Annotated in this window: 23 protein-coding genes; 13 read left to right on the plus strand and 10 right to left on the minus strand. The window is 67.4% G+C overall.

What is annotated here, in order from left to right; all coding sequences use genetic code 11:
* The first annotated feature begins 16 nt into the window (after nt 1-16).
* The 3 genes from CNR27_RS12385 (at nt 17) to CNR27_RS12395 (ending at nt 1,710) form a co-directional block, all read left to right on the plus strand.
* Nucleotides 17-286, plus strand: coding sequence for a Trm112 family protein (locus CNR27_RS12385; RefSeq protein ID WP_096299210.1), 270 nt, complete (start codon nt 17-19; stop codon nt 284-286).
* The gene (nadC, locus tag CNR27_RS12390; RefSeq protein ID WP_096299212.1) at nt 283-1,152 is read left to right on the plus strand and encodes a carboxylating nicotinate-nucleotide diphosphorylase; all 870 of its coding nucleotides are present in this window, start codon (nt 283-285) and stop codon (nt 1,150-1,152) included. The genes CNR27_RS12385 and nadC overlap by 4 nt, the downstream gene beginning before the upstream one ends.
* Before the next feature lie 216 nt (nt 1,153-1,368).
* On the plus strand, nt 1,369-1,710 hold the full coding sequence (locus tag CNR27_RS12395) for a DUF3301 domain-containing protein (protein WP_096299214.1): 342 nt from the start codon (nt 1,369-1,371) through the stop codon (nt 1,708-1,710).
* A 22-nt stretch (nt 1,711-1,732) separates the two neighbouring features.
* On the opposite strand, the gene CNR27_RS12400 is transcribed toward CNR27_RS12395, so the two are convergent.
* The 6 genes from CNR27_RS12400 to CNR27_RS12425 form a co-directional block, all read right to left on the minus strand.
* Entirely contained in the window at nt 1,733-2,212 is a 480-nt protein-coding gene (locus tag CNR27_RS12400) for a ClpXP protease specificity-enhancing factor (protein ID WP_179948179.1), read from the minus strand.
* Nucleotides 2,213-2,262: 50 nt separating this feature from the next.
* Entirely contained in the window at nt 2,263-2,883 is a 621-nt protein-coding gene (locus tag CNR27_RS12405) for a glutathione S-transferase N-terminal domain-containing protein (protein ID WP_096299218.1), read from the minus strand.
* A 169-nt stretch (nt 2,884-3,052) separates the two neighbouring features.
* Nucleotides 3,053-3,811, minus strand: coding sequence for a cytochrome c1 (locus CNR27_RS12410; protein WP_096299220.1), 759 nt, complete (start codon nt 3,809-3,811; stop codon nt 3,053-3,055).
* Nucleotides 3,804-5,063, minus strand: a complete 1,260-nt coding sequence (locus CNR27_RS12415) for a cytochrome b (RefSeq protein ID WP_096299222.1) — start codon at nt 5,061-5,063, stop codon at nt 3,804-3,806. The genes CNR27_RS12410 and CNR27_RS12415 overlap by 8 nt, the downstream gene beginning before the upstream one ends.
* A complete protein-coding gene (gene petA / locus CNR27_RS12420) occupies nt 5,063-5,701 on the minus strand; it encodes a ubiquinol-cytochrome c reductase iron-sulfur subunit (protein ID WP_096299224.1) in 639 nt (212 codons plus the stop codon). The genes CNR27_RS12415 and petA overlap by 1 nt, the downstream gene beginning before the upstream one ends.
* A gap of 150 nt (nt 5,702-5,851) precedes the next feature.
* Nucleotides 5,852-6,772, minus strand: coding sequence for a lytic transglycosylase domain-containing protein (locus CNR27_RS12425; protein WP_096299226.1), 921 nt, complete (start codon nt 6,770-6,772; stop codon nt 5,852-5,854).
* A gap of 195 nt (nt 6,773-6,967) precedes the next feature.
* Here CNR27_RS12425 and miaB point away from each other — a divergent pair, with 195 nt between their 5' ends.
* From miaB to CNR27_RS12460, 7 genes are all read left to right on the plus strand, one after another.
* Nucleotides 6,968-8,395: a tRNA (N6-isopentenyl adenosine(37)-C2)-methylthiotransferase MiaB gene (gene miaB, locus CNR27_RS12430; RefSeq protein WP_096299228.1), complete on the plus strand. Its 1,428-nt coding sequence runs from the start codon at nt 6,968-6,970 to the stop codon at nt 8,393-8,395.
* A 55-nt stretch (nt 8,396-8,450) separates the two neighbouring features.
* The gene (locus CNR27_RS12435) at nt 8,451-9,428 is read left to right on the plus strand and encodes a PhoH family protein (RefSeq protein WP_096299230.1); all 978 of its coding nucleotides are present in this window, start codon (nt 8,451-8,453) and stop codon (nt 9,426-9,428) included.
* Between the two features lie 7 nt (nt 9,429-9,435).
* Nucleotides 9,436-9,924, plus strand: a complete 489-nt coding sequence (gene ybeY / locus CNR27_RS12440; protein WP_096299232.1) for an rRNA maturation RNase YbeY — start codon at nt 9,436-9,438, stop codon at nt 9,922-9,924.
* Between the two features lie 74 nt (nt 9,925-9,998).
* A complete protein-coding gene (locus CNR27_RS12445) occupies nt 9,999-10,868 on the plus strand; it encodes a CorC family transporter (RefSeq protein WP_096299234.1) in 870 nt (289 codons plus the stop codon).
* On the plus strand, nt 10,855-12,078 hold the full coding sequence (locus tag CNR27_RS12450; protein WP_233580141.1) for a lipoprotein N-acyltransferase Lnb domain-containing protein: 1,224 nt from the start codon (nt 10,855-10,857) through the stop codon (nt 12,076-12,078). Before CNR27_RS12445 ends, CNR27_RS12450 begins: the two co-directional genes overlap by 14 nt.
* Before the next feature lie 158 nt (nt 12,079-12,236).
* Nucleotides 12,237-14,276 carry a glycoside hydrolase family 97 protein gene (locus CNR27_RS12455; RefSeq protein ID WP_096300633.1) on the plus strand — a complete coding sequence of 680 codons (2,040 nt, stop codon included), beginning with the start codon at nt 12,237-12,239 and terminating at the stop codon, nt 14,274-14,276.
* A gap of 107 nt (nt 14,277-14,383) precedes the next feature.
* Entirely contained in the window at nt 14,384-15,397 is a 1,014-nt protein-coding gene (locus CNR27_RS12460) for a magnesium and cobalt transport protein CorA (protein WP_096300635.1), read from the plus strand.
* Between the two features lie 31 nt (nt 15,398-15,428).
* Here the strand turns inward: CNR27_RS12460 and CNR27_RS12465 are convergent, their stop codons facing one another.
* Nucleotides 15,429-16,067 (minus strand): exopolysaccharide biosynthesis protein, encoded by a 639-nt coding sequence (locus CNR27_RS12465; protein WP_096299238.1) that lies wholly within the window; start codon nt 16,065-16,067, stop codon nt 15,429-15,431.
* 230 nt (nt 16,068-16,297) lie between these two features.
* On the opposite strand from CNR27_RS12465, the gene CNR27_RS12470 reads away from it, so the two are divergent.
* Together CNR27_RS12470 and CNR27_RS12475 are read left to right on the plus strand one after the other, a co-directional pair.
* A complete protein-coding gene (locus tag CNR27_RS12470) occupies nt 16,298-18,391 on the plus strand; it encodes a carbon starvation CstA family protein (RefSeq protein WP_096299240.1) in 2,094 nt (697 codons plus the stop codon).
* Between the two features lie 31 nt (nt 18,392-18,422).
* Nucleotides 18,423-18,647, plus strand: coding sequence for a YbdD/YjiX family protein (locus CNR27_RS12475; RefSeq protein WP_096299242.1), 225 nt, complete (start codon nt 18,423-18,425; stop codon nt 18,645-18,647).
* 363 nt (nt 18,648-19,010) lie between these two features.
* Here CNR27_RS12475 and CNR27_RS12480 read toward each other — a convergent pair whose 3' ends face one another.
* The 3 genes from CNR27_RS12480 to CNR27_RS12490 form a co-directional block, all read right to left on the minus strand.
* Nucleotides 19,011-20,267: a DUF819 family protein gene (locus tag CNR27_RS12480; RefSeq protein WP_096299244.1), complete on the minus strand. Its 1,257-nt coding sequence runs from the start codon at nt 20,265-20,267 to the stop codon at nt 19,011-19,013.
* Between the two features lie 75 nt (nt 20,268-20,342).
* Entirely contained in the window at nt 20,343-22,436 is a 2,094-nt protein-coding gene (locus CNR27_RS12485; RefSeq protein WP_096299246.1) for a dipeptidyl-peptidase 5, read from the minus strand.
* 73 nt (nt 22,437-22,509) lie between these two features.
* Nucleotides 22,510-24,480 carry an alpha/beta hydrolase family protein gene (locus tag CNR27_RS12490; protein WP_342744070.1) on the minus strand — a complete coding sequence of 657 codons (1,971 nt, stop codon included), beginning with the start codon at nt 24,478-24,480 and terminating at the stop codon, nt 22,510-22,512.
* A 160-nt stretch (nt 24,481-24,640) separates the two neighbouring features.
* On the opposite strand from CNR27_RS12490, the gene CNR27_RS12495 reads away from it, so the two are divergent.
* Entirely contained in the window at nt 24,641-26,377 is a 1,737-nt protein-coding gene (locus tag CNR27_RS12495; RefSeq protein WP_096299248.1) for a peptide MFS transporter, read from the plus strand.
* The last annotated feature ends 11 nt before the right edge of the window (nt 26,378-26,388 follow it).

The following is a 26,388-nucleotide window of genomic DNA, read 5'->3' on the forward strand; positions in this document are numbered from 1 at the left end:
TCCGCCAAGACCGCCCATGGACCGCAAGTTGCTCGATATCCTCGTCTGCCCCGCCAGCCGTCAGCCGCTCGCAATGCTCGATGCGGCCGGGCTCGATGCCCTCAATGCGGCGATCGCATCCGGCCAGGTCCGGCGCGACGACGGCACCGCGCAGGCCGGCCCGCTGCGCGAGGCACTGGTGACCGACGATCGCAAGCGCGTGTACCGCATCGACGACGGCATTCCGGTGCTGCTGGTCGAAGAGGCCATCGCCACCGCGCAGGTGCCGGATTTTCCGAAGGCATGAGCGGCGACCGTTTCGGGATTCCCCATGACGCCGTGGCCGCGAATGTGGCCGCAGCGCTCGCCGAGGACATCGGCAGCGGCGACGTCACCGCCGCGCTGCTGCCCGACGGGGACGACGTCGCCTACCTGCTGTGCAAGGCCGACGCTGTGGTCTGCGGCCGGCCCTGGTTCGATGCCTGCCACCGCGCACTCGATCCCGACATGCGTATCGACTGGCGCGTGGCCGAGGGCGATCGCGTCGATGCCGGCACGGTGCTGGCCACGTTGTCGGGCCGTGCCCGCGCGCTGGTCAGCGCGGAGCGCGCGTCGCTGAATTTCCTGCAGACGTTGAGCGCGACCGCGACCGTCACCGCGCAACACGTCGCCGCCGTGGCCGGCACCGGCACGCGCATCCTCGACACCCGCAAGACCCTGCCCGGCCTGCGCCTGGCGCAGAAGTACGCGGTGCGCGTCGGCGGCGGCCTCAACCATCGCATCGGTCTCTACGACACGGTGATGCTGAAGGAAAACCACGTGCGCGCCGCCGGCGGCATCGCGGCTGCGGTCGCGGTTGCGCGCGCGTGCTTCCCGGAATTGCCTCTGGTGATCGAGGTCGAAAGCCTCGACGAACTGCGCGAAGCGCTCGATGCCGGGTGCACGCGCGTACTGATCGACGACTTCGATGCCCCGACGCGGCGCGAGGCCGTGCGCATCGCCCGCGCCGCTCCCTATTCCGGCCGGGTACCGCTGGAGGTGTCAGGCAGCGTCGATCTGCAGGGATTGCGCGCGATCGCCGAGGACGGGGTCGATTTCGTCTCGATCGGAGGCCTCACCAAGCACGTCCACGCAATCGACCTGTCGCTCAAGCTGGGTACGCCGCCCGTCTGAGGGCAGCGACTGCGCAGCCGGCCGGCTCGCGAGCGGCATCGGTCAAGCGGCCACGCCGGGTCCCTGTAGAACGACGAGCCGGAGCGCTGTGGCCGCAGCGCGACCGCCGACTGTGCACGCGCCGGCCCGCCCCACGCAGCGGCCAAAGCACGCACACTGCACCGGCGCCCCGGACCGCCTCTTGTATCCGCCGCCTCCGACCACCACGATGCCTGCATGCCCGACTTTCCGACGATGATCTTCGCGATGCTGGCCGCGTTTGCCGCATTCCAGTGGTGGAGCAGCGCCCGCGCGGCCGCCGAACGGGCCGGACAACTGGGGCGCGAGGCCTGCGAGCGCGCCGGCGTGCAATGGCTCGACCAGAGCGTGCATGCGCACTCGATGCGCCTGCGCCGAAGCGACGACGGGCGGCTGCGGGTTGAGCGCAGTTTCCGCTTCGAATATTCCGATGATGGCGTCCAGCGCCATATCGGCCACCTGGTCCTGCACGGCGGACGGCTTGTCGCCTTCAGCGGGCCGACGCGACCCGAAGCCACGCCGCTGCATTCGATCAACTGAAGGCGCGCGGCCCGGGGCCGCCCTACTTCACCACGCGCAGATGACCGCGACGCGGCTCGCTCGGCGCATCGCCGCCCGGCGGCTCGTCAGGGCCGTCGCCATCATCCTCGACAGCGTGCAGGCTCGGCGCCTCGGCCTCATCGGCCTCGTGGGAGTCCCCGCTGCTACCGCCGATATCTTCGGGCAATGCCATGCCCTGCCCGGTCTCGCGCGCGTAGATCGCGAGAATCGCACCGATGGGCACCAGCACCGACTGGCTGACGCCGCCGAAACGTGCCGAGAAACGCACGCTGTCGTTGTCCATTTCAAGTCGCCCGACCGCGCGGTCGGCGATGTTGAGCACGACGCGTCCGTCCTTGACCGCATGCGCGGGAACCCGCACACCGGGCTGGCGCGCATCCACCAGGATGTGCGGTGTCATGCCGTTGTCGGCGATCCATTCGTACAGCGCCCGCAGCAGGTACGGGCGGTGGCTGGTCATCGGTGCGGGGCTGTCGGTCATGCGCGACAGTTTATCCGGTCGCCGCGTGGTTCAGACGGCGAGACGTGCCGTCAGTCGGGCAGCGCGCGCAACTGCCGCTCCTGCGGCGTGAGGCTGCGGACGAAACCCGGACTGCGGAAGATGCGGTTGCCGTAATCCTCGATGGCCTTGGCGCCATCCTTGGGCAGCGGTATGCCGAGCGCCTGCAGACGCCAGACGATCGGCGCGACCGCGCAATCGGCCAGGCTCATTTCCGGATTGAGGAAGAACTTGCTCGCCTTGAACAGCGGCACCGCCGCGGTCACCAGCTCCTTGAGACGCTTGCGCCCGGCCTCGGCCTGGGCCTTGTTGCCCATCTGGATGGCCTGCACCTGCGGCACCCAGTCATGTTCGACCCGCAGCATCGCCAGGCGCAGGCGCGCGCGCGACAACGGATCGACCGGCATCAGCGGCGGATGCGGATAGCGTTCGTCGAGGTACTCGGTGACCACGCTCGCCGCATAGAGCACCAGCTCGCGCTCCACCAGGGTCGGCACGGAGTGGTAGGGATTGAGGTCGATCAGGTCTTCGGGTGGGTTCTGCGCATCCACCGGGACCATGTCGTAGGTCACGCCCTTGGCGGCGAGCACCAGGCGCGCCCGATGACAGAGCACGTCGTCGACCGAAGAGAACAGCGTCAGTACGTTTCGCATGGATGCACCCACGGCCGTCGCCCGGCCTCCGGCGGCTGGAGTCCGCCAGCCCGGTGACACCGGCTGCTCACGCAGACGGTCGTCGCGGTTTTCCGAGTCTCGCACTTCGCCGCGCCGGACGGCAATGGGCCGTCCGCTCCCCCGAGCCGGCCTTCGAATCAGCCCCGGATCAGTGGACGTCGCGCCAGTATTCCTGCTTCAACAGCCACGCCAGGAACGTCAGCAGGGTCAGGAACAGCAGCACCCAGACCCCGAGCTGCTGGCGCTTGAGCGCCGCCGGCTCGCCGACGTATTCCAGGAACGTGGTGATGTCGCGCACGGTCTGGTCGAACTGTTGCGCGTTCTGGCTGCCGGGCACGCCCATTTCCAGATGCGTGACCACCGGCTCGCCGATTTCGTCGGGCTCGCCGTGTACCGGACGCATCAGGCCCTGCATTTCCCACAGGGGATTGGGCATCGAGGCATTGGGAAACAGCGTGTTGTTCCAGCCCAGCGGACGGGACTCGTCGAGGTAGAACGACTTGAGATAGGTGTACACCCAGTCGCTGCCGCGCACGCGGGTGATCAGGCTCAGGTCCGGCGGGGTCTGGCCGAACCATTGCGCGCTCTGCTCGGCCGGCATCGAAGTGAGGATGTGCTCGCCATAGGCCGCGCCGGTGAGGTTGAGGTTGTTCATCACCTCGTCCTCGGTCAGGCCCAGGTCCTCGGCCATGCGCGAATAGCGCATGAACTTCAGCGAGTGGCAGCCGGCGCAGTAGTTCATGTAGTGCTGCGCGCCGCGCTGCAGCGACGCCCGGTCGCCGATGTCGGTGCCGGCCTGTTCGACGGGGCCGCCAGCCGCGGCAAGTGCACCGAACGACAGCAGCAGGCCGGCAGCGGCGGTGGCGATGCGCGCGAAGAACGTGCGGGTGAAGGCGTGGTCAGTCATGCATCGTCACCCGTTCCGGAACGGCCTTGGTGCGGTCGAGCTTGGTCCAGACCGGCATCGTGATGAAGAACGCGAAGTAGAGGAAGGTCAGCACGCGGCCGATGTTCGTCTCCACCGGATCGGTACCCGGACCGGCGCCGATCTTGCCCAACCAGACGAAACACACGACCAGCATCGCGAGCATGATCTTGGTGAGCGGACCGCGGTAGCGGTGCGAGCGCACCTTGGAGCGATCAAGCCACGGCACCGCGAACAGGATCGCAATCGCGCCGAACATCACCAGCACGCCGCCGAGCTTGTCGGGCACCACGCGCAACATCGCGTAGTAGGGCGTGTAGTACCAGACCGGCTTGATGTGCTCGGGCGTCACCAGCCGGTTGGCTTCGGTGAAGTTGTCGTGCTCGAGGAACCAGCCGCCGAACGCCGGGGCGAAGAAGATGATGAAGGCCGCGATGATCAGGAAGAAACAGACGTAGAACCCGTCCTTGGCCGTGTAGTACGGATGGAACGGGATGCCGTCGGCCGGCGCGGTCGATGACCAGCGGTTGCCCTTGGGCCCCTTCTTGATCTCCACGCCATCGGGATTGTTCGAACCCACCTCGTGCAGCGCGCCCAGGTGCAACACCACCAGCAGCAGCAGCACCAGCGGCAGTGCGATCACGTGCAATGCGAAGAACCGGTTGAGGGTGGCGTCGCTGGGCAGGTAGTCGCCCATGATCCATTCGGTCAGGCCGTTGCCGATCACCGGGATCGCGCCGAACAGCGAGATGATCACCTTGGCGCCCCAGAACGACATCTGGCCCCAAGGCAGCACATAGCCGAGGAACGCTTCGGCCATCAGCACCAGGTAGATCAGCATGCCCAGGATCCACACCAGTTCGCGCGGCTTCTGGTAGGAGCCGTACATCAGCCCGCGGAACATGTGGATGTAGACGACGATGAAGAACAGCGAAGCGCCGGTGCTGTGCATGTAGCGGATCAGCCAGCCCCACTCCACGTCGCGCATGATGTACTCGACCGAGGCGAAGGCGTCCGCCGCGCTCGGCTTGTAGTGCATCGTCAGGAAGATGCCGGTCAGGATCTGGTTGACCAGCACCACCAGAGACAGCACGCCGAAGATGTACCAGATATTGAAGTTCTTCGGCGCGTAGTACTCGGTCATGTGCTTGCGGTACGCCGGCATCAGGCCCGGCGCACGCTCGTTGACCCACTCGAAGACGCCGTTGGCGCCGCGGACGAATACGTTGGCCATCAGGCTGCGCCCTCCGGATCGACACCGATCACCAGGGTGTTGTCATCGGCGTAGTGGTGCGGAGGCACCAGCAGGTTGGTCGGCGCAGGCACACCGTCATAGACGCGGCCGGCCATGTCGAACTTGGACTTGTGGCAGGGGCAGAAATAGCCGCCCTTCCAGTTGGCGTCGAACGGTGCCGGCCGGATCTCGGCGACCATCTCGGGCGAACAGCCCAGATGCGTGCACAGGCCGACGAGCACCGAGACATCCGGCTTGATCGAGCGCAGTTCCGGATTCGCCGCGAGCACGTAGGCGGGCTGCTGGTCGACGTTTTCCGATTCGGGATCGCGCAACTGGCTGTCGAGCGTCGGCAGGGCCTCGAGAATCGCCTTGGAGCGCCGGACGATCCAGATCGGCTGCCCACGCCACTCGGCGATCAGCCGTTGGCCCTCCTGCAGCGCGCTGATGTCCACGGTCACCGGGGCGCCAGCGAGCTTGGCCCGCGCGCTGGGATTCCAGGATTTGATGAACGGAATTGCGGCGACGCCTGCGCCTACCGCTCCTACGACGAGGGTCGTGGCGGTCAGGAAACGACGCCGCCCCTCATTGACTGGACCTTCCCCTGCACCAGGCCCGCTCACCGCTTCATCGACCATCCGGTACCCCGCCCTCGTTTCGGTAGCTGTTGCGTACTGGCTGCCACGACCGGTCGCCCAGAGGCGGGAGGCCGCATAAAGTCCGACCGAGTGTAGCGGAAGCCTGAATCGACCGACAATCGCCCTGATGCCCCCGCGACCGCATCAGCCTCAGCGCGCGGCGAGCTGGCCCCGGTAGCGCTCGGCGAGCGTGCCCACGCGCACCACGTAGCGCTGGGTTTCGGCGTACGGGGGTACGCCGCCGTGACGTTGAACGGCGCCTTCGCCTGCGTTGTAACCCGCGGCGGCCAGGGTGAGATCGCCGTTGAACCGTTTCAGCAGCCAGGCGAGGTACTTCACCCCACCGCGGATGTTCTGCTCGGGATCGAACGCATTGACCACGCCGAAGCGCGCGGCGGTCGCCGGCATCAACTGCATCAGACCCTGCGCGCCGGCGCGCGAGAGCGCGTTGGGATTGAATGCCGATTCGGCATGCATGATCGCCCGCACGATCGCCTCCTCGACGCCGTGCTCCTGGGCCGCGCGTGCCACTTCGTCGCGATAGGCGTTTTCGTTGAGCCGCACATTGCCGAAATTGACTCCCGGCGCGGCGCCACAGGCGTAACAGGTCTCGAAGAAGCTGTAGCGGATCGTCCGCACGGCCGCGACCTGGGCGCTGCCCGCCGGCCGGCTGCTGCTGTAGTGGCGCACGCCATCCTTGACGTAGGAATAGACCTGACCCTGCTGCAGGCGGCGCGACGAGCCGGTCTGGGACCGGGGCTGGACAGGAGCCGCCGCCGTAGCGGCGACGGGGGCGGGCTTCGATCCGCTGGACGTGGAGGCAAGCCCCATGAATGTCGCAGGGGCCCCGCTGTCGACACTGGCGGGCGCGCCCGCGGACGCAGGCGACGGAGCGGCCGACGGTTTCGCCGCCGGGCGGGCGCCGCCGCGTGGTGGTGACGGAGCATTGCTGATCAACCGGCAACTCGCGCCGGACACCCGCTTGCTCACGTACTGGGGCACGCCATCACCGGAATCGCAGCGATACAGCGTGCTGCCGGCGACCGGACAGGCCACCAGCAGACCGAGCATCGCGATGAGTCCCCTTCCCCGTTTCACGGCGCGAGTTTCCGATGTTCGGCCGCCGTTGCCAAGTGCTTGATCGTGAACGGGGCAAACCCGCGCCCCGGGGCCACCCGGGCACCCGCGCCGGCGGCACTTGCCGCTACACTTCCCGCCCCACGACTGCCCTCCGGCCCGGACTCAGCGCCGCGCCCCGGAACCGACATGACCCAGACCGATTCCCCGGCGCCGATCGCGCCTGCCTCCGACCTTTCCGTCAACTCGCCAGTGGGCGGCCCGGGTGCTGCGCAGCCCGTCCGCGGCAAGCTCTACATCCAGACCCACGGCTGCCAGATGAACGAGTACGACTCGGCCAAGATGGCTGACGTGCTCGCCGCCAGCGACGGCCTGGAGCTGACCGACAATGTCGAGGAAGCGGATGTCGTGCTGGTCAACACCTGCTCGATCCGCGAGAAGGCGCAGGAGAAGGTCTTCAGCCAGCTCGGCCGCTGGAAGGCACTCAAGCAGGGCGGCAAGCCGGTGCTGATCGGCGTCGGCGGCTGCGTGGCCTCCCAGGAAGGCGAAGCGATCGTCAAGCGCGCCCCCTACGTGGACCTGGTCTTCGGACCGCAGACCCTGCATCGCCTGCCCGAGCTGATCCGCGCCAAGCGCGAGAGTGGCCTGCCCCAGGTGGACATCAGCTTCCCGGAGATCGAGAAGTTCGACCGCCTGCCCGAGCCGCGCGCCGAAGGCCCCAGCGCGTTCGTCTCGATCATGGAAGGCTGCTCGAAGTACTGCTCGTTCTGCGTCGTGCCCTACACCCGCGGCGAGGAGGTCAGCCGGCCGTTCGAGGACGTGCTGGTGGAGGTTGTGCAGTTGGCAGGCCAGGGCGTGCGCGAGATCAACCTGCTGGGCCAGAACGTCAACGCCTATCGCGGCCCGATGGGCGAAGGCGAGGTGGCGGATCTGGGCCTGCTGATCCGCACCATCGCCGAGATCGACGGCGTGGATCGCATCCGCTTCACCACTTCGCATCCGCTGGAGTTTTCCGACTCGCTGGTCGAGGCCTACCGCGACGTGCCCCAGCTGGCCAACTATCTGCACCTGCCGGTGCAATCGGGGAGCGACCGCATCCTGTCGGCGATGAAGCGCGGCTACACGGCGATCGAGTTCAAGCAGAAGATCCGCAAGCTTCGCGCGGTGCGCCCGGACATCTCGATCTCGTCGGATTTCATCGTCGGCTTCCCCGGCGAGACCGAGGCCGATTTCGAGAAGACGATGAAACTGATCGAGGACGTGGGCTTCGACCAGTCGTTCTCCTTCATCTATTCGCGTCGCCCGGGCACGCCGGCCTCCGACCTCGAGGATTCGGTGAGCGCCGAGGAAAAGCATGCGCGCCTGTCGCGCCTGCAGGCGCACATCAACGCGCACGCGGCCGGCATTTCCGCCGCGATGGTCGGCAGCGTGCAGACGGTTCTGGTCGAAGGCCCGTCGCGCAAGGATCCCAGCGAACTCACCGGCAAGACCGAGAACATGCGCTCGGTGAACTTCCCCGCCCCGGCCCGGCTGATCGGACAGTTCGTCGATGTCGAGATCACCGCAGCGCTGAGCAACTCGTTGCGCGGCCGCATCGTGGTACGCGAGGCCGCGTGAGCGGCCCACGCGGGCGTCGACGTCGGCTTGCAGCGCCGGCGCTAGAATCCGCGCCATGACCAACACCCTGCCCGAACGCACCTTCCTGCTCGAGCCTTCCGACTCCGAGCGCCTGTCCAATCTCGCCGGCCCCTTCGACGGCCACCTGCGCCAGATCGAGCTGCGGCTCGGCGTCGAGATCGCGAACCGCGGCAACATCTTCCGCATCGTCGGCCGCGACGAGACGGCGATCGACCGCACCGAGAAACTGCTCAAGGCGCTCTACGCCGAGAGCGAGGAGACGGTGTTCGACAGCCACGCCATCAACCTGCGCCTGAGCCCGGCCAACGTCGAAGAGGACTACACGCCGCAGGAGGTCGCGGTGCGGGTCAAGCGCGGCACGATCCGCGGCCGTGGCGCGAACCAGGCGAAGTACCTGCACCGGATTACCGGTCACGACATCAACTTCGGCATCGGCCCGGCCGGCACCGGCAAGACCTTCCTCGCGGTGGCGATGGCGGTGGAGGCACTCAACGAATCCAAGGTGCAGCGCCTGATCCTGGTGCGCCCCGCGGTCGAGGCGGGAGAGAAGCTCGGCTTCCTGCCCGGCGACCTGACCCAGAAGGTCGATCCCTACCTGCGCCCCCTCTACGACGCGCTCTACGAGATGCTGGGCGTGGAGAAGGTCGCCAAGCTGCTGGAGCGCAACGTCATCGAGATCGCGCCGCTGGCCTACATGCGCGGACGCACGCTCAACGACGCCTTCGTGATCCTCGACGAGGCGCAGAACACCACCATCGAGCAGATGAAGATGTTCCTGACCCGCCTGGGTTTCGGCTCGACCGCGGTGGTCACCGGCGACCTGACCCAGATCGACCTGCCCAAGCACGTGAAGTCCGGCCTGCGCGACGCGATCGATGTGCTGCACGAGGTCGATGGCGTGAGCTTCACCTTCTTCGAGGCACGCGACGTCGTGCGCCATCCGCTGGTCGCCCGGATCGTCAGCGCCTATGAGCGCCGTGACGCGTCCGACGTGGCGACCGCAAAGGCATGAGGGCGTGATGACGAAGGGCCCGACCCGTCTTGACGTCGCCGTCGGCTACGCGACCCCGCGCAAGGGGCTGCCCGCCGCGGCCAGCTTCCGTCGCTGGGCCGCGGCCGCGCTGGCAGGTCGCATCCGCGAGGCCGATGTCGCGATCCGCCTGGTCGACGAGGACGAGGGGCGCGCGCTCAACCGGCATTACCGCGGCAAGGACTACGCGACGAATGTGCTGAGCTTCCCGGCCGAGCTGCCGGAAGGCCTGCCACCCGGGCTGCGCCTGCCGCTGCTCGGGGATCTGGTGATCTGCGCGCCTGTGGTCGCCCGCGAGGCCGCTGAACAGGGCAAGCCGCTGAATGCCCACTACGCCCACCTGACCGTGCACGGCGTTCTCCACCTGCTGGGCTGGGACCACGAGGACGACACCGAGGCCGAGGCCATGGAAGGGCTCGAACGCGAAATCCTCGCCGTGCTCGGCATCGACGACCCCTATGCCGGCGAGTCACGCTGACGGGGGCATGATGGCGGCCTGATAGACTTCCGCCTCCGCCCGAACGGGCCATTCCGCGAATACGCAACCGCACCATGTCCGAGGACGACAGTCGATCTTCCCCTTCTTCCGAACCTCCGGAACGCCGTCGCGGCTGGCTGGAACGCCTGAGTTCTGCGATTTCAGGTGAGCCGAGCAACCGCGAGGATCTCGTGGAGCTGCTCCGCGACACGCATGCCGACGGGCTGATCGACGCAGATACATTGCGCATGTTCGAAGGCGCGCTGGGCATTTCCAGCAAGACGGTCGGCGATGTGATGGTGCCGCGCGCGCAGATGGTCGCGCTGCCTGCCGATGCGCCCTTCCTCGACCTGATGAAGCAGGTCGTCGAGTCCGGCCACTCGCGCTTCCCCGTGCACGGCGAGGACAAGGACGAGATCCTCGGCATCCTGCTGGCCAAGGACCTGCTGCGGGGCGTCGTCGCCGACAACGGGCCCGGGTCGATCCACGAACTGCTGCGTCCGGCGGTGCTGATCCCCGAGTCGAAGAAGCTCAACGTACTGCTGCGCGAGTTCCGGCTGTCGCGCAACCACATGGCGATCGTCATCGACGAGTACGGCGGCGTCGCCGGCCTGGTGACGATCGAGGATGTGCTCGAGGAGATCGTGGGCCAGATCGACGACGAGCACGACGATGCCGAGGATCCGAATGCGCTGATCGCGGCCCAGGCCGACGGCCAGTTCGCGGTCAGCGCGCTGACCCCGATTTCCGACTTCAACGAGCGTTTCGGCTCGGATTTCGACGACGCCGAGTACGACACCATCGGTGGCGTGATCACCGGGGCGATCGGCCATCTGCCGGAAGTTGGCGAGGAACTCACGCTCGGCCGCTTCTCCTTCCGGGTCACCGATGCCGACTCGCGACGCCTGCATGCGCTGCATGTCAGCGTGCATGCCGAAACCTGAGGCACGGGTGCTCGCGCGTCTCTGGTCACGCGCATGCGTGCTGCTGCTGTGCCTGATCGTCGCGCCGCTCGCGTTCGCGCAGGCCGTCGTGCCGCGCATCGGCGTGGCGACGATGCAGCCCGGCGATGTCTTCTTCGAGCGTTTCGGCCACAACGCGCTGGTGGTCGACGATCCGGCAGAGCCGGGCCCGCTGTCGTACAACTTCGGTTTCTTCGATCCGAACGAGCCGGATTTCGTGCCGCGCTTCATCCGCGGCGACATGCGCTATCGGCTCGAGGCCCTGCCCCTGGCCGAAGACCTGGCCTACTACCGCGACGTCGGCCGCGGCGTGTCGATCCAGTGGCTCGATCTCGACCCGGACCAGGCCCGGCGGATGGCCACGGCACTGGCCGAGAACGCGCTGCCCGAGAATGCGCGTTACCGCTACGACTACTTCACCGACAATTGTTCGACGCGCGTTCGCGACGTGATCGACGTGGCCCTGGATGGCGCGCTGCGCAGCCAGTTGCAGGGTCGCTCGCGGGGCAATACCTATCGCAGTGATGCGGTGCGGCTGGCCTCGCCCGCGCCATGGATGTGGCTCGGCTTCGACATCGGCCTCGGGCCCGCCGCCGATCGCCCCAATGCCTTATGGGAAGACGCTTTCGTCCCGATGCGTCTGGCCGATGCCCTGCGCAGTGCCCGCAACGTCGACGGGCGTCCGCTGGTTTCGGGGGAGCAGGTCATCGTGCCGCACACGCAGCCGCCCGAACCCGTCGAACGCGCGCGGCGAATCTGGCCATGGCTGTTGGCCGGCCTCGTCCTCGGGGCGTCGATCATTCTTGTCGGGCGCACCGCCCCGCGCGTCGTAGCCGTCGCTGCGTTGCCGCTGTGGACGCTGTGCACGGTGCTCGGCGGCGTGATGCTGTTCCTGTGGCTGGGCAGTGAACACGTCTTCGCCTGGCGCAACCACAACCTGCTGCTGTTCAACCCGCTGTGCCTGTTGCTGCTGCCCGGAGGCTGGCGGATCGCGCGTGGCCGCGCGCCGGGGGCGATGTTCCGCAGCGTCCTTGGGCTGGTGCTGCTGGGCGGCGTCATCGCACTGTTCCTGCACTGGCTGCCGGTGCTTCCGCAACGCAATGCACCGTGGCTGGCACTGCTGCTGCCGGTCCATGTGGCGCTGTTCTGGGCACTGGGTCGCCGATCCGACGCGCCGCCGCGGAGCCACTGAGCGCCACCACCTGCGACGAAAGGACCGGACCTTCCGGTCATCCCGCAGGAGGCTCGCGACGCGCCCACCTGCATACGTATGCGGCCGCAGCGCGCCGATATGCCATGCAAGAATCGACCGGACGCACGACTGAACGCGCCTTCGGAGGGCGCCGCACGATGCCGAATCGATTCGCCGGTCTGCTTGCCGCGCTGTTGCCGCTGGCCGCCTTCGCCGCTGCCGCGGACGAACCACGCACCAGCGCACGGGTCGCCTCGCCCGACGCGCGCGTCGCCGTCGAGGTCACGACCGACAACGAGGGGCGTGCCAGTTACGCGGTCTCGCGCGACGGTCGCCCGGTCATCGCTCCCTCGCGCCTGGGCATGATGTTCACCGACGCGCCCAAGTTCGAACGCAATCTGGCGATCGTCGATCAACGCACCCGTACCCACGACGAACACTGGGAGCTGCCCTGGGGCGAACGCCGCCACATGCGTGACCACCACAACGAACTGCGCGTCACCCTGGCCGAGCACAGCGGGCCGAAGCGCCGCTTCGACGTGGTGTTCCGCGTCTTCGACGACGGCATCGGCTTCCGCTACGACATTCCTGCACAGCCCGGTCTGGAGCGGCTGTCGATCGCCGAAGAGCTCACCGAGTTCGCTGTTGCCGATGCCGCGACCGCGTGGTGGATCCCCGCGTTCGAGTGGAACCGCGAGGAGTACCTCTACCACCGCACCCCGGTCGAGCAAGTGGGCCAGGCGCAGACGCCGATCACCTTGCGCACCGATGGTGGCCTGCATCTGTCGATCCACGAGGCCGCGCTGGTCGACTATTCGGGCATGAACCTCGCGCGCGTTGATGGACGCCGCTTCAGGGCCGCGCTCACTCCCGGCATCGGCGCCGCCAAGGTCGTGGTCGCCGCGCCGTTCGCGACGCCGTGGCGGACGATCCAGATCGGCGAGCGCGCGGGCGATCTGGTCGAGTCGCAGCTGATCCTCAACCTCAATGCACCCAACGCGCTCGGCGACGTGTCCTGGGTCAGGCCGATGAAGTACGTCGGCATCTGGTGGGAGATGCATCTCGACCGCAGGAGCTGGGCGTCGGGGCCGAAGCACGGCGCGACCACCGAACACGCGATCCGCCACATCGATTTCGCCGCAGCCAACGGTTTCGGCGGCGTGCTGGTCGAAGGCTGGAATGTCGGCTGGGACGGCGACTGGTTCGGCAATGGCGAGACCTTCAGCTTCACCACGCCCTACCCCGACTTCGACATCGAGGCGGTGACCCGCCACGCCCGCGCCCAGGGCGTGACCCTGATCGGTCACCACGAGACTTCGGGCCACGCTGGGCATTACGAGGCGCAGCTCGAGGATGCGATGGCGCTCTACGGTCGGCTCGGCGTGCAGGCGGTGAAGACCGGTTATGTCGCCGACGCCGGGCAGGCCAAGGTCACGGGAGATGACGGCCGATTGCACTACGCGTGGCACGAAGGCCAGGCAATGGTCCGCCACCATCAGCGGGTGGTGGAAGCGGCGGCGAGACACCGCATCAGCGTCAACCCGCACGAACCGGTCAAGGACACGGGCCTGCGCCGCACTTGGCCGAACCTGGTCACGCGCGAAGGCGCCCGCGGCATGGAATACAACGCCTGGGGCCAGCCGGGCAATCCGCCGGGGCACGAGGCGACACTGGTGTATACGCGCCTGCTCGCCGGGCCGATGGACTTCACCCCGGGCATCTTCGGCATGGAGACCAGATCGGGAACGCCGATGTCGACGACGCTGGCCAAGCAGCTGGCGCTGTACGTGGTGATCCACAGCCCGCTGCAGATGGCGGCCGACCTGCTCGAGCATTACGAATCGCGCCCGGAGGCGTTCCAGTTCGTGCGCGACGTGCCGGTGGACTGGGAGGACACGCGCGCGCCCGCCGGCGAGGTCGGCACGTTCGCAGTGATCGCACGCCGTGCGCGCGGCGGCGATGACTGGTACCTGGGCGGCGTCACCGACGACGATGCGCGGGTCGTCGCGGTGGCGCTGGACTTCCTCGACCCCGCACGCCGCTACACCGCGCAGATCTACCGCGACGGCGAAGGCGCCGGCTGGCGCACCGACCCGCACGCGCTGATCATCGAAACCCGCGAAGTGGGCGCCGGCGATACCCTGGAGCTGGCGATGGCATCGGGCGGTGGACAGGCAGTGCGCTTCGTCGCGCATTGACCCGCACGCGATCTACGCGTGAACGTGCCTCGCGGCAACCTCCGGGCCCGCGGGTCACCCGCAACGTGATGCTTGTGGCGCCGGCCGCGCTGGCGGACGATGACCCGATGGAGACCCAGACCCAGACCCCTGCCCCGCCCGAACCTGCCGCAAACCCCGCCTGCGTGGTCAACTGCGTGTTCTATGGCGCGCACGGCAAGCGGGACGTCCTGCTCGATGACATCAGCGAGGTGCTCGCGAGCGACGACGGCTTCGTCTGGATCGGCCTCTACGAGCCGGACACCGACGTGCTGGCGCATCTCCAGCAGGAGTTCGGCCTGCATGATCTGGCGATCGAGGACGCCGGAAAGGCGCACCAGCGGCCGAAGATCGAGGCCTATGGCGATTCGCTGTTCATCGTCGCCAACACGGCCCAGGCGATCGAGGAGCGTATCGCCTATGGCGAGACCCACATCTTTCTCGGCGCGCGCTATCTGGTGACCGTTCGGCACGGGGCGTCGCTGTCCTACGCGCCGGCCCGCCAGCGCCTGGAGCGCGAGCCGGAGCTGCTCGCGCTGGGCGCATCGGCAGCGCTGTACGTGGTGCTCGATGCGATCGTCGACAACTACCTGCCACTCGTCGACGACTTCAGATCCACCCTCAACGGCCTCGAGACGGACATCCTCAGCGAACAGTTCCACCGCGGCATCGTGATCCGGCTCTACCAGCTCAAACGCGAGCTCACCGACATGCGCGTGGCGGCGACGCCGCTGCAGGACGTGCTCTCGCAGCTTGTGCGCAGCACCAGTCCACTGATCCCGCACGGAACCAAGCTCTACATCCGTGACGTGCTCGACCACTCCGTGCGCATCAACGAAACCATCGATGCGATCCGCGACATCCTCGGCACCGCGCTCGGCGTGAACCAGGCCCTGGTCACGCTGACCCAGGGGGAGATCGTCAAGAAGCTCGGCGCCTGGGCCGCGCTGCTCGCAGCGCCGACACTGATCACCAGCTGGTACGGCATGAACTTCGACATGCCCGAGCTCAACGAGCCCTATGCGTATCCGGTATTGATCGGCTTCGTGGCCATCGTGGTGATCGTGCTCTACCGGATGTTCAAGCGGGCCCGCTGGCTGTAGAGCGACACAGCACCGATTGCGCAACGCGCGCTTATCCCGGCCAGAACCTGGTGAACAGTTCGCGGATCGCCAGCCCCCCGCCGCCGATCAGCAGCGCGAAGTAGACCATCGACAGCACGTTGCCTACATGCCCCAGCAGCACCATCAGCCCGTCACGCTGAAGCAGGCCGATGGCCAGGCACATCAGCGCCACGCCCGGCACGGTATTGCTGAAGGGGATGAAGCCGAACGGGGCCATCAGCAGCAGCGCGCCCAGCACCAGTGCCGCATCGTTGACCAGACCGATCGCGCGACCTTCGCTCAGGCGGGCCATCCGCCCCGGCCGGGTAATGCGTTCGAGCCGGCGGACCCATGCCAGCCCGGTCTCGAGCGGCCCGCGCAGGCGCCCGCCAGGCACAGTGCGCCGGCGTACTGCACCAGGCAGCCACAGCGGACGCGCCCGCATGCGGGCCACGCCCACCAGCACGATGACCGCACCGAACACGGTACTCACACCCGGAATCGAGACCGGGATCAGAAACACCAGGGTCAGCAGGATGACCAGCAGCAGCATGCCCTGCATGCCCAGCTCATCGACCAGATAGCCGACCTGCACGTCACCCTCGGGCAGTCTCGCGATCAGCGATTGCAGCTGCTCGCGCAGGGACAGGGCCTCATGCGCGGACTTCATGGCGCGATGCGCCTGATCGACTCGGAAAACGGGACCGACCTGTCACGCAGGCCGTTCGTGGCAGCCTGCATGGGCGCTCGTTACGGAATTCGGAAGCGCGGATGCTAACAGGCGAACGCCGAGCCTGCGACGAAAGTCTTAAAGTCCGGGCCCCGCATTCAACGGCTTGTGCATTGACCCCGTGCCCACCCGGAGCGACCCTGTGACCGTCATCCCCGGGGATTACCGAAATGAAGGGTGGAATCAATCACGTAGTCTGGGGCGCGGTCGCGCTTCTGGGCGCATTCTGTATGGGCGTGGTCGCCCTGCGCCAGGGCGAACAGATCAGCGCACTGTGGATCGTCGTGGCAGCGGTGTCGATCTATCTCGTCGCCTACCGCTATTACAGCCTGTACATCGCCGAAAAGGTGATGGGGCTCGATCCCCGCCGGGCCACCCCCGCGCACGTCAACAATGACGGCCTCGATTACGTACCGACCAACAAGCACGTGCTGTTCGGTCACCACTTCGCCGCCATCGCCGGCGCCGGGCCGCTGGTCGGTCCGGTGCTCGCCGCGCAGATGGGTTATCTGCCCGGGATGCTGTGGCTGATCGTCGGCGTCGTGCTCGCGGGTGCGGTGCAGGACTTCATGGTCCTGTTCGTGTCGACGCGCCGCAACGGCCGCTCGCTCGGCGACCTGGTCCGCGAAGAGATGGGCCAGGTCGCGGGCACGATCGCGCTGTTCGGCGCCTTCATGATCATGATCATCATCCTGGCGGTGCTGGCCATGATCGTCGTCAAGGCGCTGGCCGAGAGCCCCTGGGGCATGTTCACGGTCATCGCGACGATGCCGATCGCGATCTTCATGGGCATCTACATGCGCTACATCCGCCCGGGCAAGATCGGCGAGATTTCGATCTTCGGCATCATCGCCCTGCTCGCCGCGATCTGGTTCGGCGGAAAGGTCGGCGCGCATCCCTACTGGGGCCCCGCCTTCACCTTCACCGGCACCCAGATCACCTGGATGCTGATCGGCTACGGCTTCGTCGCCGCAACCCTGCCGGTATGGCTGCTGCTCGCGCCGCGTGACTACCTGTCGACATTCCTCAAGATCGGCGTGATCGTCGCGCTGGCCATCGGTATCGTCATCGCCAGCCCGGAAGTCACCTCGCTGAAGATGCCGGCGCTGACCGAGTTCGCTTTCACCGGCGATGGTCCCGTCTGGAAGGGGGGGCTGTTCCCGTTCCTCTTCATCACCATCGCATGCGGCGCGGTCTCCGGATTCCATGCGCTGATTTCGTCGGGCACCACGCCCAAACTGCTCGCCAACGAAACCCATGCCCGCTACATCGGCTATGGCGGCATGCTGATGGAATCATTCGTCGCGATCATGGCGCTGGTCGCGGCCTCGATCCTTGATCCGGGCATCTACTTTGCGATGAACAGCCCCGCGGCTGTTCTCGGCACGGATGTGCAGAGCGCAGCGGCGGCCGTCAGCCAGATGGGCTTCGTCATCACGCCCGAGGTGCTGGAACGCACGGCCCAGCAGATCGGCGAAGGCACGATCATCTCGCGGGCCGGCGGCGCACCGACGCTGGCCGTCGGCATTGCGGTGATCCTGCACGACGCCCTGCCCGGCACCGGCGATGGCGCCATGGCCTTCTGGTACCACTTCGCGATCCTGTTCGAAGCGCTCTTCATCCTGACCGCGGTGGATGCAGGCACGCGCGCAGGTCGGTTCATGCTCCAGGACCTGCTGGGCAACTTCGTGCCGGTGTTGCGCAGGACCGACAACTGGGGTGCCAATGCCCTCGGCACCGCCGGTTGCGTCGCACTGTGGGGCTACTTCCTCTATCAGGGCGTGGTGGATCCGCTGGGCGGCATCAATACCCTGTGGCCGCTGTTCGGCATCGCCAACCAGATGCTCGCCGGCATCGCGCTGATGCTGTGCACGGTGGTGCTGTTCAAGATGAAGAAGGACCGCTACGCATGGGTCACGATCGTTCCGGCGGTGTGGCTGCTGATCTGCACCACGTCCGCAGGCCTGATCAAGCTGTTCGACCCGAAGCCGGCGATGGGCTTCCTTGCCCAGGCCCGTCACTACCAGGCGGCCCTGGCCAATGGCGAACTGCTTGGCGCGGCCAAGACGGCCGCCCAGATGCAGCAGGTCATCATCAACGGCTACGTCAATGCTGGGCTGACGGCCCTGTTCCTGTTCGTGGTCTTCAGCACGCTGTTCTTCTCCGTGCGTGCCATCCTCAGGGCCCGCCGTTCGCCGGTGCCGACGGCCAAGGAATCGCCGTACGTGGAACTGACGCCCGAACAGCAGCAGGCCTGGCTGTGATGGCCCGGCCTGTGAGCGGAGTGCAGGGCTGATGGCCGGCGCACTGGTACCCGTCGAGTACTTCGCCGCGCACAAGCGTGTGTGGCGAAGGTTCGTGCAGACCGCGCGGCTGTGCTGCGGGATTCCCGACTACGACAACTATGTGCGCCACATTCTGGAGAAGCACCCCGACCGCGAGCCGATGGACTACAAGACGTTCTTCCGCGAGCGTCAGGAAGCCCGCTTCGGCGGCCGCAGCGGATTCCGCTGCTGCTGATCAGCAGCGACACGTGACATGACGACGGGCGGAACCTCAGGGTTCCGCCCGTTTTCGTTTGCTCGTCTCTCGCACCCGCACGCCAGCGGGCCATATGTCGCCGAGCGCCGCGCACGCTCGGGCTTGCACGCGGCCAGCCCGCTGCTGCTCCAGTGCTGGCCCGGTCGTTGCCCGCTCTGGCTCTCAGCTCTTGATCCCGTATCCAGCGCAGAGATCAAGAAGCACAGCCGGCGGTCGCAGCGATGACAAGGCCGGGGGAGAAAAGCCGATCACTGGCCGGCTAGCCGGCCCCCAACCGCTCACGTCAAAGCGTTTGCAGAGAGAACGCGTCGCGCGTAGCCGCCGTCGTCCGGCTGCAGCCGATCACTGCCCCGCCATCACCCGCAGGATCTGCCCGACCAGATACGCGATCAGCGTGCCCGTCGCGTAGCCCACCGTGCCAAGCAGCACGCCGACCGGAGCCAGCGTGGGATGGAACGCGGCCGCCACCACAGGCGCCGAGGCCGCGGCACCGACGTTGCCCATCGAGCCGACGCCGATGTAGAACATCGGCGCCTTGACCAGTCGCGCCGCGCCCCAGATCACCAGCACGTGCACCAGCATCCAGATGGCGCCGATCGCGATCAGCTCCAGGCGATCGAACAGCCGCATGAAATCCATCTGCATGCCGATGCACGCGATCAGGAAATACAGAAACACGGTACCGATCCGGGCCGCACCCGCGTCCTCGAGCCGGCGCGCGCGCGTGAAGCTCAGGATCAGGCCGGCCAGCGTCGAGATCAGCACGACCCAGACGAATGACGAATCCAGACTGAAACGCGCCGCCCACTCGAACTGTCCGAACCATGCGGCGAGCGGATTGGCGATCGCGTGCGCGAGCCCGACGAAACCGAACGCGACGGCGACGATGATCATCAGATCGTTCAAGGTCGGAATGCGGGCGTTCGCCGCTTCGTACGCGGCGATCCGCGACTTCATCTCGTCGATCGCCGCGGTATCGGCGCCACTGCGTGCATCGAGTTGCGCCGAGCGATTGGCGACGAACAGCAGCGCCGCCATCAGCAGGCTGGCCATCGCCACGTCGACGACCGCGAACTGGCCGAACAGCGTGGCATCGACCTCGTAGACTTCACGCATCGCGACCATGTTCGCGCCGCCGCCGATCCAGCTCCCGGCCAGCGCCGCCATGCCTTTCCAGGTATCGCCCGCGACGGCCGGCGGATGCACCCACTCCATGACCTGGAACGACACGATCGCGCCGAGCACGATGCCGACGGTGCCGGCAACGAACACGAACAGCAACTTCGGCCCGAGCCTGAGGATGCCCTTGAGATCGATCGACAGCGTCAGCAGCACCAGGGCGGCCGGCAACAGCACGCGACTGGCGATCGGGTTGTAGAGACTGTTGTTCTCTCCGTCGATCAGGCCGACGGTGTTGTAGAACGCAGGAACGAAGTAGCACAACAGCAGCGCCGGCACCCAGGCGAAGAATTTCTTCCAGAACGGCGTCGGGCCACTGGCGAGCCAGAAGATCAGGCCCAGGGTCGCGGCGATCAGGCCGAAGAGCACGATGTCGCTGGTGATCAGCGCGGTGGACGGTGTGACGGTTTCGATCGCCATTCGGCGGTACTCCCTTGTTTCAGTGACGCACGCAAGCGAACGGCCGGCTCGCGCCGGCCGTTCGCCCCGGACCGGTTACTCGCCGATGTGCTGCTTGAGCCACGCGTTGACCGTGTCGTGCCACAGCACGCTGTTGTGCGGCTGCAGGACCCAGTGATTCTCGTCGGGGAAGTACAGCAGCTTCGATTCGATGCCCTTGCGCTGCAGCGCGGTGAACGTCGAAAGGCCCTGATCGACCGGAACGCGGTAGTCCTTCTCGCCCTGGACGACCAGCATCGGCACCTTCCACTTGGCCACGTGGTTGACCGGGTTCCAGCGCTCGTAGTTCTTCGGCTGGTCGAACGGCGTGCCCTTGTTCTCCCACTCGGTGAACCACAGCTCCTCGGTCACGTAACCCATCGACCGCGTGTCGAACACGCCGTCGTGATTGACCAGGCATTTGAACGGGGCGTTGCCGCGACGGTCGAACCAGTTGCCGGCGATCCAGTTGATCATGTAGCCGCCATAGCTGGCGCCGAGCGCACAGGCGCGATCGCCGTCGAGGAACGGGTATTTCTGCTGTGCCGCCGCCCAGCCCTTCTGCAGGTCCTCGAGCGGTTTGCCACCCCAGTCGCCGCTGATCGCATCGGTGAACGCCTGGCCGTAGCCGGTGGACCCGTGGAAATCGATCATCACCACCGCGTAGCCCTGGCCGGCATAGGTCTGCGGATTCCAGCGGTAGCTCCAGCCATTGCCGAAGCTGCCCTGCGGGCCGCCGTGGATCAGGAACGCGACCGGATAGGTCTGGCCTTCCTGGTAGTTCCACGGCTTGACCACATAACCGTGCACGGTGTCGTTGCCGGCGCCCTTGAACGAGAACTGCTCGAAGTCGCCGAATGCGACATCGGGCAGCCGCTCGGCCGCGGTCGGGGTGATCTGGCGCAGGTTCGCGCCCTCACCGAGCGACTGCAGCGAGCCGGTGTAGATGACGTCGCCGCTGCGGATCGAATTGCGCGCCAGCGCGACCGTGTCGCCGGCGACCGCGAACGAGGACACCGAGCCGTCGGCGACGAGCTTCGTGACGTCGCCAGTGGCGACATCGACGCGGAACAGCGGGTATTCGCCGGTGTCCTGGGCGGCTACGTACAGCGCGCTGCCGTCGGCGGACGGCTGGAGGCTGCTCGGCGAGCGGTCCCAGCGCGGTGCGATCTCGCGCGTCTGACCGCTGGCGACATCCATCGCCATCAGCGCGTAGCGGTCGGCTTCGAAACCGGGGCGCTTCATCGCTCGATAGAACAGGGTGCTGCCGTCGGGGCTGAACACCGGGCCGGCGTCCCAAGCCGGGTTGGAAGCGGTCAGATTCACCGGCGCAGCGCCGCCGAGCGCATCGATACGGTAGAGATCGAAGTTCGTCGACCATGGCGCCTCGCGGCCGGCGACCTTGACGCTGGCCACGAGGGAGCGCCCGTCGGGCGCCCAGGTGTAGTCGTCCGCGCCGCCGAACGGCTTGGACGGGATATCCCCCTCGAGCGCATGTCCGAGCGCACGCACGGTCGTGACCGGGCGGGCGCGCGCCGCCGGCAGGTCGGCGACGAACAGGCGGCTGGTGGTCCCGTCCTTCCAGGTATCCCAGTGGCGGACGAACAGCTGGTCGTAGACCACGCCGCTGGCCTTGGCGTCCTTGCGCTCGGCGAGCTTGCGCTTCGTGCAGCCGAGGTCCGCGCCGCACTCGCCGAAAGTATCGGCACTGAAGGCAACGCGGGCGCCGTCAGGCGAGATCTGGAAGCTGCCGATATCCACCGGCACATCGGTGAGCTGCCGCGGCGCGCCGCCGGAGATCGGCATCGCGTAGAGCTGCGAGCTGCCGTTCTTGCCGCTGAGGAAGTAGACCGTCTGTCCGTCCGATGAGAGCGCCGGCGAGTTCACGCTCCAGCCTGCGGGCGTCAGCCGCTTCGGCGGCGCCATGTCGCGCGACACCAGGTTGCGCGTGTACAGCGCGGTTTCCGCCTTGCCCGATTCGAAGTCCAGGCTGCGCTCGGCGAAGACCAGGATGCGGCCGTCTCCGGTCAGCAGCGGCGCGGACACGCGGTCGAGCTTGACCAGATCGCGGACATCGAGCCCCCGCTCCTGGGCGACGACCGGCAACGCGGCAAGCAGGCACAACGGCAACAGCGCGAGGCGCAGGGACATAGCGGAGGCTCCGGACAAAGAGCCCGAATGGTAGGCCGGCGCCGCGATGCTGGCAAAGCGGCGCCGGCCCGGATCACCCGCCGGCGCGCTCGCCGCCCAGGTGCGTGGCGAGGAAGTCGAGCAGCTTGGTGTAGTGGGCGCGGCGGTTTTCGGGCTTGTAGAAGCCATGGCCCTCGTTGGCGACGTACAGGGTTTCCACCGGCACGTTCGCCGCCCGCAGCGCGCGTTCCATGCTGCGCGTGTGCGCCACCGGCGCCACCTCGTCCTTGCCGCCGGCCACCAGCAGTACCGGCACGCGGATGTCGGCCGCGCGCTTGGTCGGCGAGATGGCCGACAGCGCCTGGGCATCATTGCCGACCCACTCGTCGAACCAGGTCCGCAACCACGCACCGCCGCGACGGTCGTCATTGCGCATCATCGGCAGGTCGTAGACCCCGACATAACCGGCCGCGCAGCGGTAGAGCTCCGGTTCGCGGGCAGCGCCCATCATCGCCGCGTAGGCACCGTAGCTGCCCCCGTAGATGCAGATGCGGTCGGCACTGGCGTGGCCCTGTTCGATCGCCCAGCGCGTGGCATCGGTCAGATCGTCCTGCATCTTCCCGCCCCACTCGCGCGCGCCGGCCAGCTGGAAACTGCGCCCGTAACCGCCCGACCCCCGGTAGTTGACCTGCAGCACGGCGTAGCCGGCCTGCGCGAGGATCTGGATCTCCGGGTCGAACGCCCATTCGTCCTTGATGCCGAACGGTCCGCCGTGCGGCAGCACGACGAGCGGCAGGGCCTGGCCCGCGGGCGCGCCGGCAGGACGGGTCAGATAGCCGTGCACCGTCGCGCCGTCGCGCGCCCGGATCGCCACCGACGCCATCTCCGCCATGCGTACAGGATCGATGGCCGCGCGACGGGCGACCACGAAATCGGCCTTCTTCGTGCTCGAATCGTAGGTGAAGAAGCTGCCCGGATCCCGGTCGCTGGTCGTCAGCAGCAGCTTGGTCCGGGCATCGCGCGTGGAGGACGCCACGACGATCCGATCCCCGGGAAATGCCTCCTCGAACATGCGGAACAGGCGCGCGTCGTCGGCGTCCGGCTCGAAGAACGCCATCCGCGGCCTGGCGCCCGGATAGCGCACGCCGATCGCCACCTCGGTGCCCGGCCGATAGATGATCTCGGGGTCGACCACGGCGTCGCGCAACAGCTCCCGGCGCCCGCGCGTGGCGATATCCATGGCGACGATCGCATCGGGCCCGCTGGGCTGGGTGACCTGCAGATACGCCACGCTGCCGTCGCTCGAGAACCCGATCGGCGTCTCCACACGGCCCGTGGTGCCCTGGTGATTCACGAGCTCCCAGTCGGCGCCGCGGCCTGCGCGGTAATAGAGCTGGCTGAGGTTGTCGCTCTTGGCGCCGACCGCGAAGCGGACCTCGCCCTCGTGGTCGGTGACGAACTGCGCACGTGTCACCGGCACGGTCGCGACGGTATGGCGGCGGCCGGTATAGACGTCCATCCGGTCGACGCGGGTGTAGGGATCACCGGCGAACGGCGAGATGCCGACCAGCACGTTGCGCGGATCGCCTGCCAGCATGTCGATGGGCCAGGCGAAGACCCGCTCTTCCTTCGGGCCGCTGCGGATATTGCTGCCGGTCCCGGCATTCTGGACCCGGTAGCCGACCAGCAGCTGTGCCCGTCCGCCGTCGGCGTTCATCGCGTACAGCTCGCCGGTGGCGATGGGATAGTCGCGCGAGCCCAGGCGTTCGGCCAGACCGAACAGCAGGCGGTCGTCCTTCGCCCACCAGAAGTCGGCGATATGCGTGTCGGACGGCAGCTGGAAGCTGCCCACGACGCTGCGGTCGATCCGGTTGAGGATGGCGATGGCCGAACGGTCGCCTGCAGGCAACGTCGCCGCCAGGAAGCGGCCGTCCGGCGAGATCTTCAGATCACGGATGCCCTCATCCTGGATGAAGGGCGCAAGATCGACCTGCGCCTGCACGCTCGCGCCGAACATGCACGACAGCGCCATGCACCCCCACAACAACCCCTTGCGACCGATCATTCCTGCTCCCCTTGGACATCCATGATTGGCGGTCTGCGCACCGGACCGGCGCCCCCTACAGCCGCGTGACGGAGCGTAGTCGCGAACTTCCGCCGACCGCAAGCGGATCGCACGCCGGCCGCCATCCGCAGGCATATACTCGCGACTTCTCACGCCCCGGATGACGGCATTGCGCGCTGTTTCCGCTTCCTCCGCCCCGTCGCGCGCGGACTTCCTGGGCCACCCCAAAGGCGTCTTCGTCTGCTTCTTCACCGAGATGTGGGAGCGCTTCTCGTTCTACGGGATGAAGGCGCTGCTGCTGCTCTACATCCTCAAGTACCACCTGTTCGGCGACGACGCCGGCTTCGATCTGCTCGGCGCCTACGGCGGGCTGGTCTACGCGGTTCCGGTGATCGGCGGGCTGCTGGCCGACCGGTATCTGGGCATGCGCAAGGCCGTGGTGCTCGGGGGCGTGCTGCTGGTGCTCGGGCACATGGGCATGGCCTTCGAGGGTGAGCAGGCGCGCATCGTCGACGGCGTCCTCGTCCGCGACGAGACCGCGCTGCAGGTGTTCTATCTGTCGCTGGCCCTGATCATCATGGGCGTCGGGTTCCTGAAGCCCAACATCTCGACGATCGTCGGCAGGCTCTACGCGCCCGACGATCCGCGTCGCGATTCGGGATTCACGCTGTTCTACGCCGGCATCAACGTCGGCGCCCTGTTCGCGAGCCTGGTCTGCGCGTTCCTCGGCGAGACCTATGGCTGGAAATACGGCTTCGGCGCGGCCGGTATCGGCATGATCGCCGGCCTGGTCGTCTTCATCTGGGGCCAGAAGTATCTCTACGGCCTGGCCGAACCGAATGATCCGGCGAAGCTGCGCCAACGCGTCGGTCCGCTCTCGCGCGAGTGGTGGATCTATCTCGGCAGTGTCGCCGGCGCACTGCTGGTCTGGCAGCTGATCCAGCGCACCTGGACCGTGCACGGGGCGATGCATCTGATCGCCGTCTCGCTCGCGGTGTGGTTCGTCTGGTTCCTGGCGCGCCACTGCACGAAGGTCGAGCGACAGCAGATGCTGGCGCTGGTGCTGCTGATCGGCGGCGTGCTGATCTTCTTCACCCTGTACGAGCAGACCTACGGGTCCTGGATCACGTTCACCGACCGCATGCTGACCAAGGATCTGTTCGGGCTGACGCCGGGGGATTACCGGCCCGGCATTCCCTGGGCGATCTTCGCACTCGCCAGCAGCCCGTTCCTGATGGTGACCGCGCTGCGCGCCAGCGACCGCGGCAAGGGCGGACTGGCGAGAATGGCCGTCATCGCCATGGTGGCCGCGCTGGCGATCGCCCTGGTCCACGATGTCGTCCTGGTGCCGCAGACCGCGGGCTCGCTGACCTTCCTCGGCGCGTTCTTCATCGTCGTGCTGGCGCCGGTGTTCTCGTGGCTGTGGCCGTGGCTCGACCGCCGCGGGCTCAATCCGAGCAAGCCGGCGAAAATGGCGATCGGCCTGGTGTTCGCGGGTCTCGCGTTCGTGCCGCTGATGCTGGCCGCGCAATCGGCGGGCAGCGGCGTGCCCGCCAGCGTGTGGTGGCTGGTACTGGCGTATTTCCTGCTGGAACTGGGTGAAATGTGCCTGTCGCCGATCGGCCTGTCGGCGGTGACCCAGCTGTCGGTCGCGCGCGTGGTCGGCCTGATGATGGGGGCGTTCTGGCTGGCGACCGCATATTCGGAAGTGCTGGCGGCCCAGTTCGGCAAACTGACCTCGGTGGAGATGCCGGAAGGCGCGACCTTCGACATGGCCGCCGCAGCCACGCGCTATGCCGATATGTTCCAGCTGATGCTGTGGATCGGGGTCGGCTCGGGCATCGCCTACTTCGTGCTGACGCCGCTGGCGCGGCGCTGGATGCACGGGGTGCGCTGAATCGCACCCGC

This window comes from Luteimonas chenhongjianii (assembly GCF_002327105.1).
In the GTDB taxonomy this organism is placed as follows: Bacteria; Pseudomonadota; Gammaproteobacteria; order Xanthomonadales; family Xanthomonadaceae; genus Luteimonas; species Luteimonas chenhongjianii.

Bases quoted from the DNA above. Each gene is read 5' to 3' on its own strand.
- CNR27_RS12385 (WP_096299210.1), top strand. From the start codon at position 17: ATGGACCGCAAGTTGCTCGATATCCTCGTCTGCCCCGCCAGCCGTCAG.
- nadC (WP_096299212.1), top strand. From the start codon at position 283: ATGAGCGGCGACCGTTTCGGGATTCCCCATGACGCCGTGGCCGCGAAT.
- CNR27_RS12395 (WP_096299214.1), top strand. From the start codon at position 1,369: ATGCCCGACTTTCCGACGATGATCTTCGCGATGCTGGCCGCGTTTGCC.
- CNR27_RS12400 (WP_179948179.1), bottom strand. From the start codon at position 2,212: ATGACCGACAGCCCCGCACCGATGACCAGCCACCGCCCGTACCTGCTG.
- CNR27_RS12405 (WP_096299218.1), bottom strand. From the start codon at position 2,883: ATGCGAAACGTACTGACGCTGTTCTCTTCGGTCGACGACGTGCTCTGT.
- CNR27_RS12410 (WP_096299220.1), bottom strand. From the start codon at position 3,811: ATGACTGACCACGCCTTCACCCGCACGTTCTTCGCGCGCATCGCCACC.
- CNR27_RS12415 (WP_096299222.1), bottom strand. From the start codon at position 5,063: ATGGCCAACGTATTCGTCCGCGGCGCCAACGGCGTCTTCGAGTGGGTC.
- petA (WP_096299224.1), bottom strand. From the start codon at position 5,701: ATGGTCGATGAAGCGGTGAGCGGGCCTGGTGCAGGGGAAGGTCCAGTC.
- CNR27_RS12425 (WP_096299226.1), bottom strand. From the start codon at position 6,772: ATGCTCGGTCTGCTGGTGGCCTGTCCGGTCGCCGGCAGCACGCTGTAT.
- miaB (WP_096299228.1), top strand. From the start codon at position 6,968: ATGACCCAGACCGATTCCCCGGCGCCGATCGCGCCTGCCTCCGACCTT.
- CNR27_RS12435 (WP_096299230.1), top strand. From the start codon at position 8,451: ATGACCAACACCCTGCCCGAACGCACCTTCCTGCTCGAGCCTTCCGAC.
- ybeY (WP_096299232.1), top strand. From the start codon at position 9,436: ATGACGAAGGGCCCGACCCGTCTTGACGTCGCCGTCGGCTACGCGACC.
- CNR27_RS12445 (WP_096299234.1), top strand. From the start codon at position 9,999: ATGTCCGAGGACGACAGTCGATCTTCCCCTTCTTCCGAACCTCCGGAA.
- CNR27_RS12450 (WP_233580141.1), top strand. From the start codon at position 10,855: ATGCCGAAACCTGAGGCACGGGTGCTCGCGCGTCTCTGGTCACGCGCA.
- CNR27_RS12455 (WP_096300633.1), top strand. From the start codon at position 12,237: ATGCCGAATCGATTCGCCGGTCTGCTTGCCGCGCTGTTGCCGCTGGCC.
- CNR27_RS12460 (WP_096300635.1), top strand. From the start codon at position 14,384: ATGGAGACCCAGACCCAGACCCCTGCCCCGCCCGAACCTGCCGCAAAC.
- CNR27_RS12465 (WP_096299238.1), bottom strand. From the start codon at position 16,067: ATGAAGTCCGCGCATGAGGCCCTGTCCCTGCGCGAGCAGCTGCAATCG.
- CNR27_RS12470 (WP_096299240.1), top strand. From the start codon at position 16,298: ATGAAGGGTGGAATCAATCACGTAGTCTGGGGCGCGGTCGCGCTTCTG.
- CNR27_RS12475 (WP_096299242.1), top strand. From the start codon at position 18,423: ATGGCCGGCGCACTGGTACCCGTCGAGTACTTCGCCGCGCACAAGCGT.
- CNR27_RS12480 (WP_096299244.1), bottom strand. From the start codon at position 20,267: ATGGCGATCGAAACCGTCACACCGTCCACCGCGCTGATCACCAGCGAC.
- CNR27_RS12485 (WP_096299246.1), bottom strand. From the start codon at position 22,436: ATGTCCCTGCGCCTCGCGCTGTTGCCGTTGTGCCTGCTTGCCGCGTTG.
- CNR27_RS12490 (WP_342744070.1), bottom strand. From the start codon at position 24,480: ATGATCGGTCGCAAGGGGTTGTTGTGGGGGTGCATGGCGCTGTCGTGC.
- CNR27_RS12495 (WP_096299248.1), top strand. From the start codon at position 24,641: ATGACGGCATTGCGCGCTGTTTCCGCTTCCTCCGCCCCGTCGCGCGCG.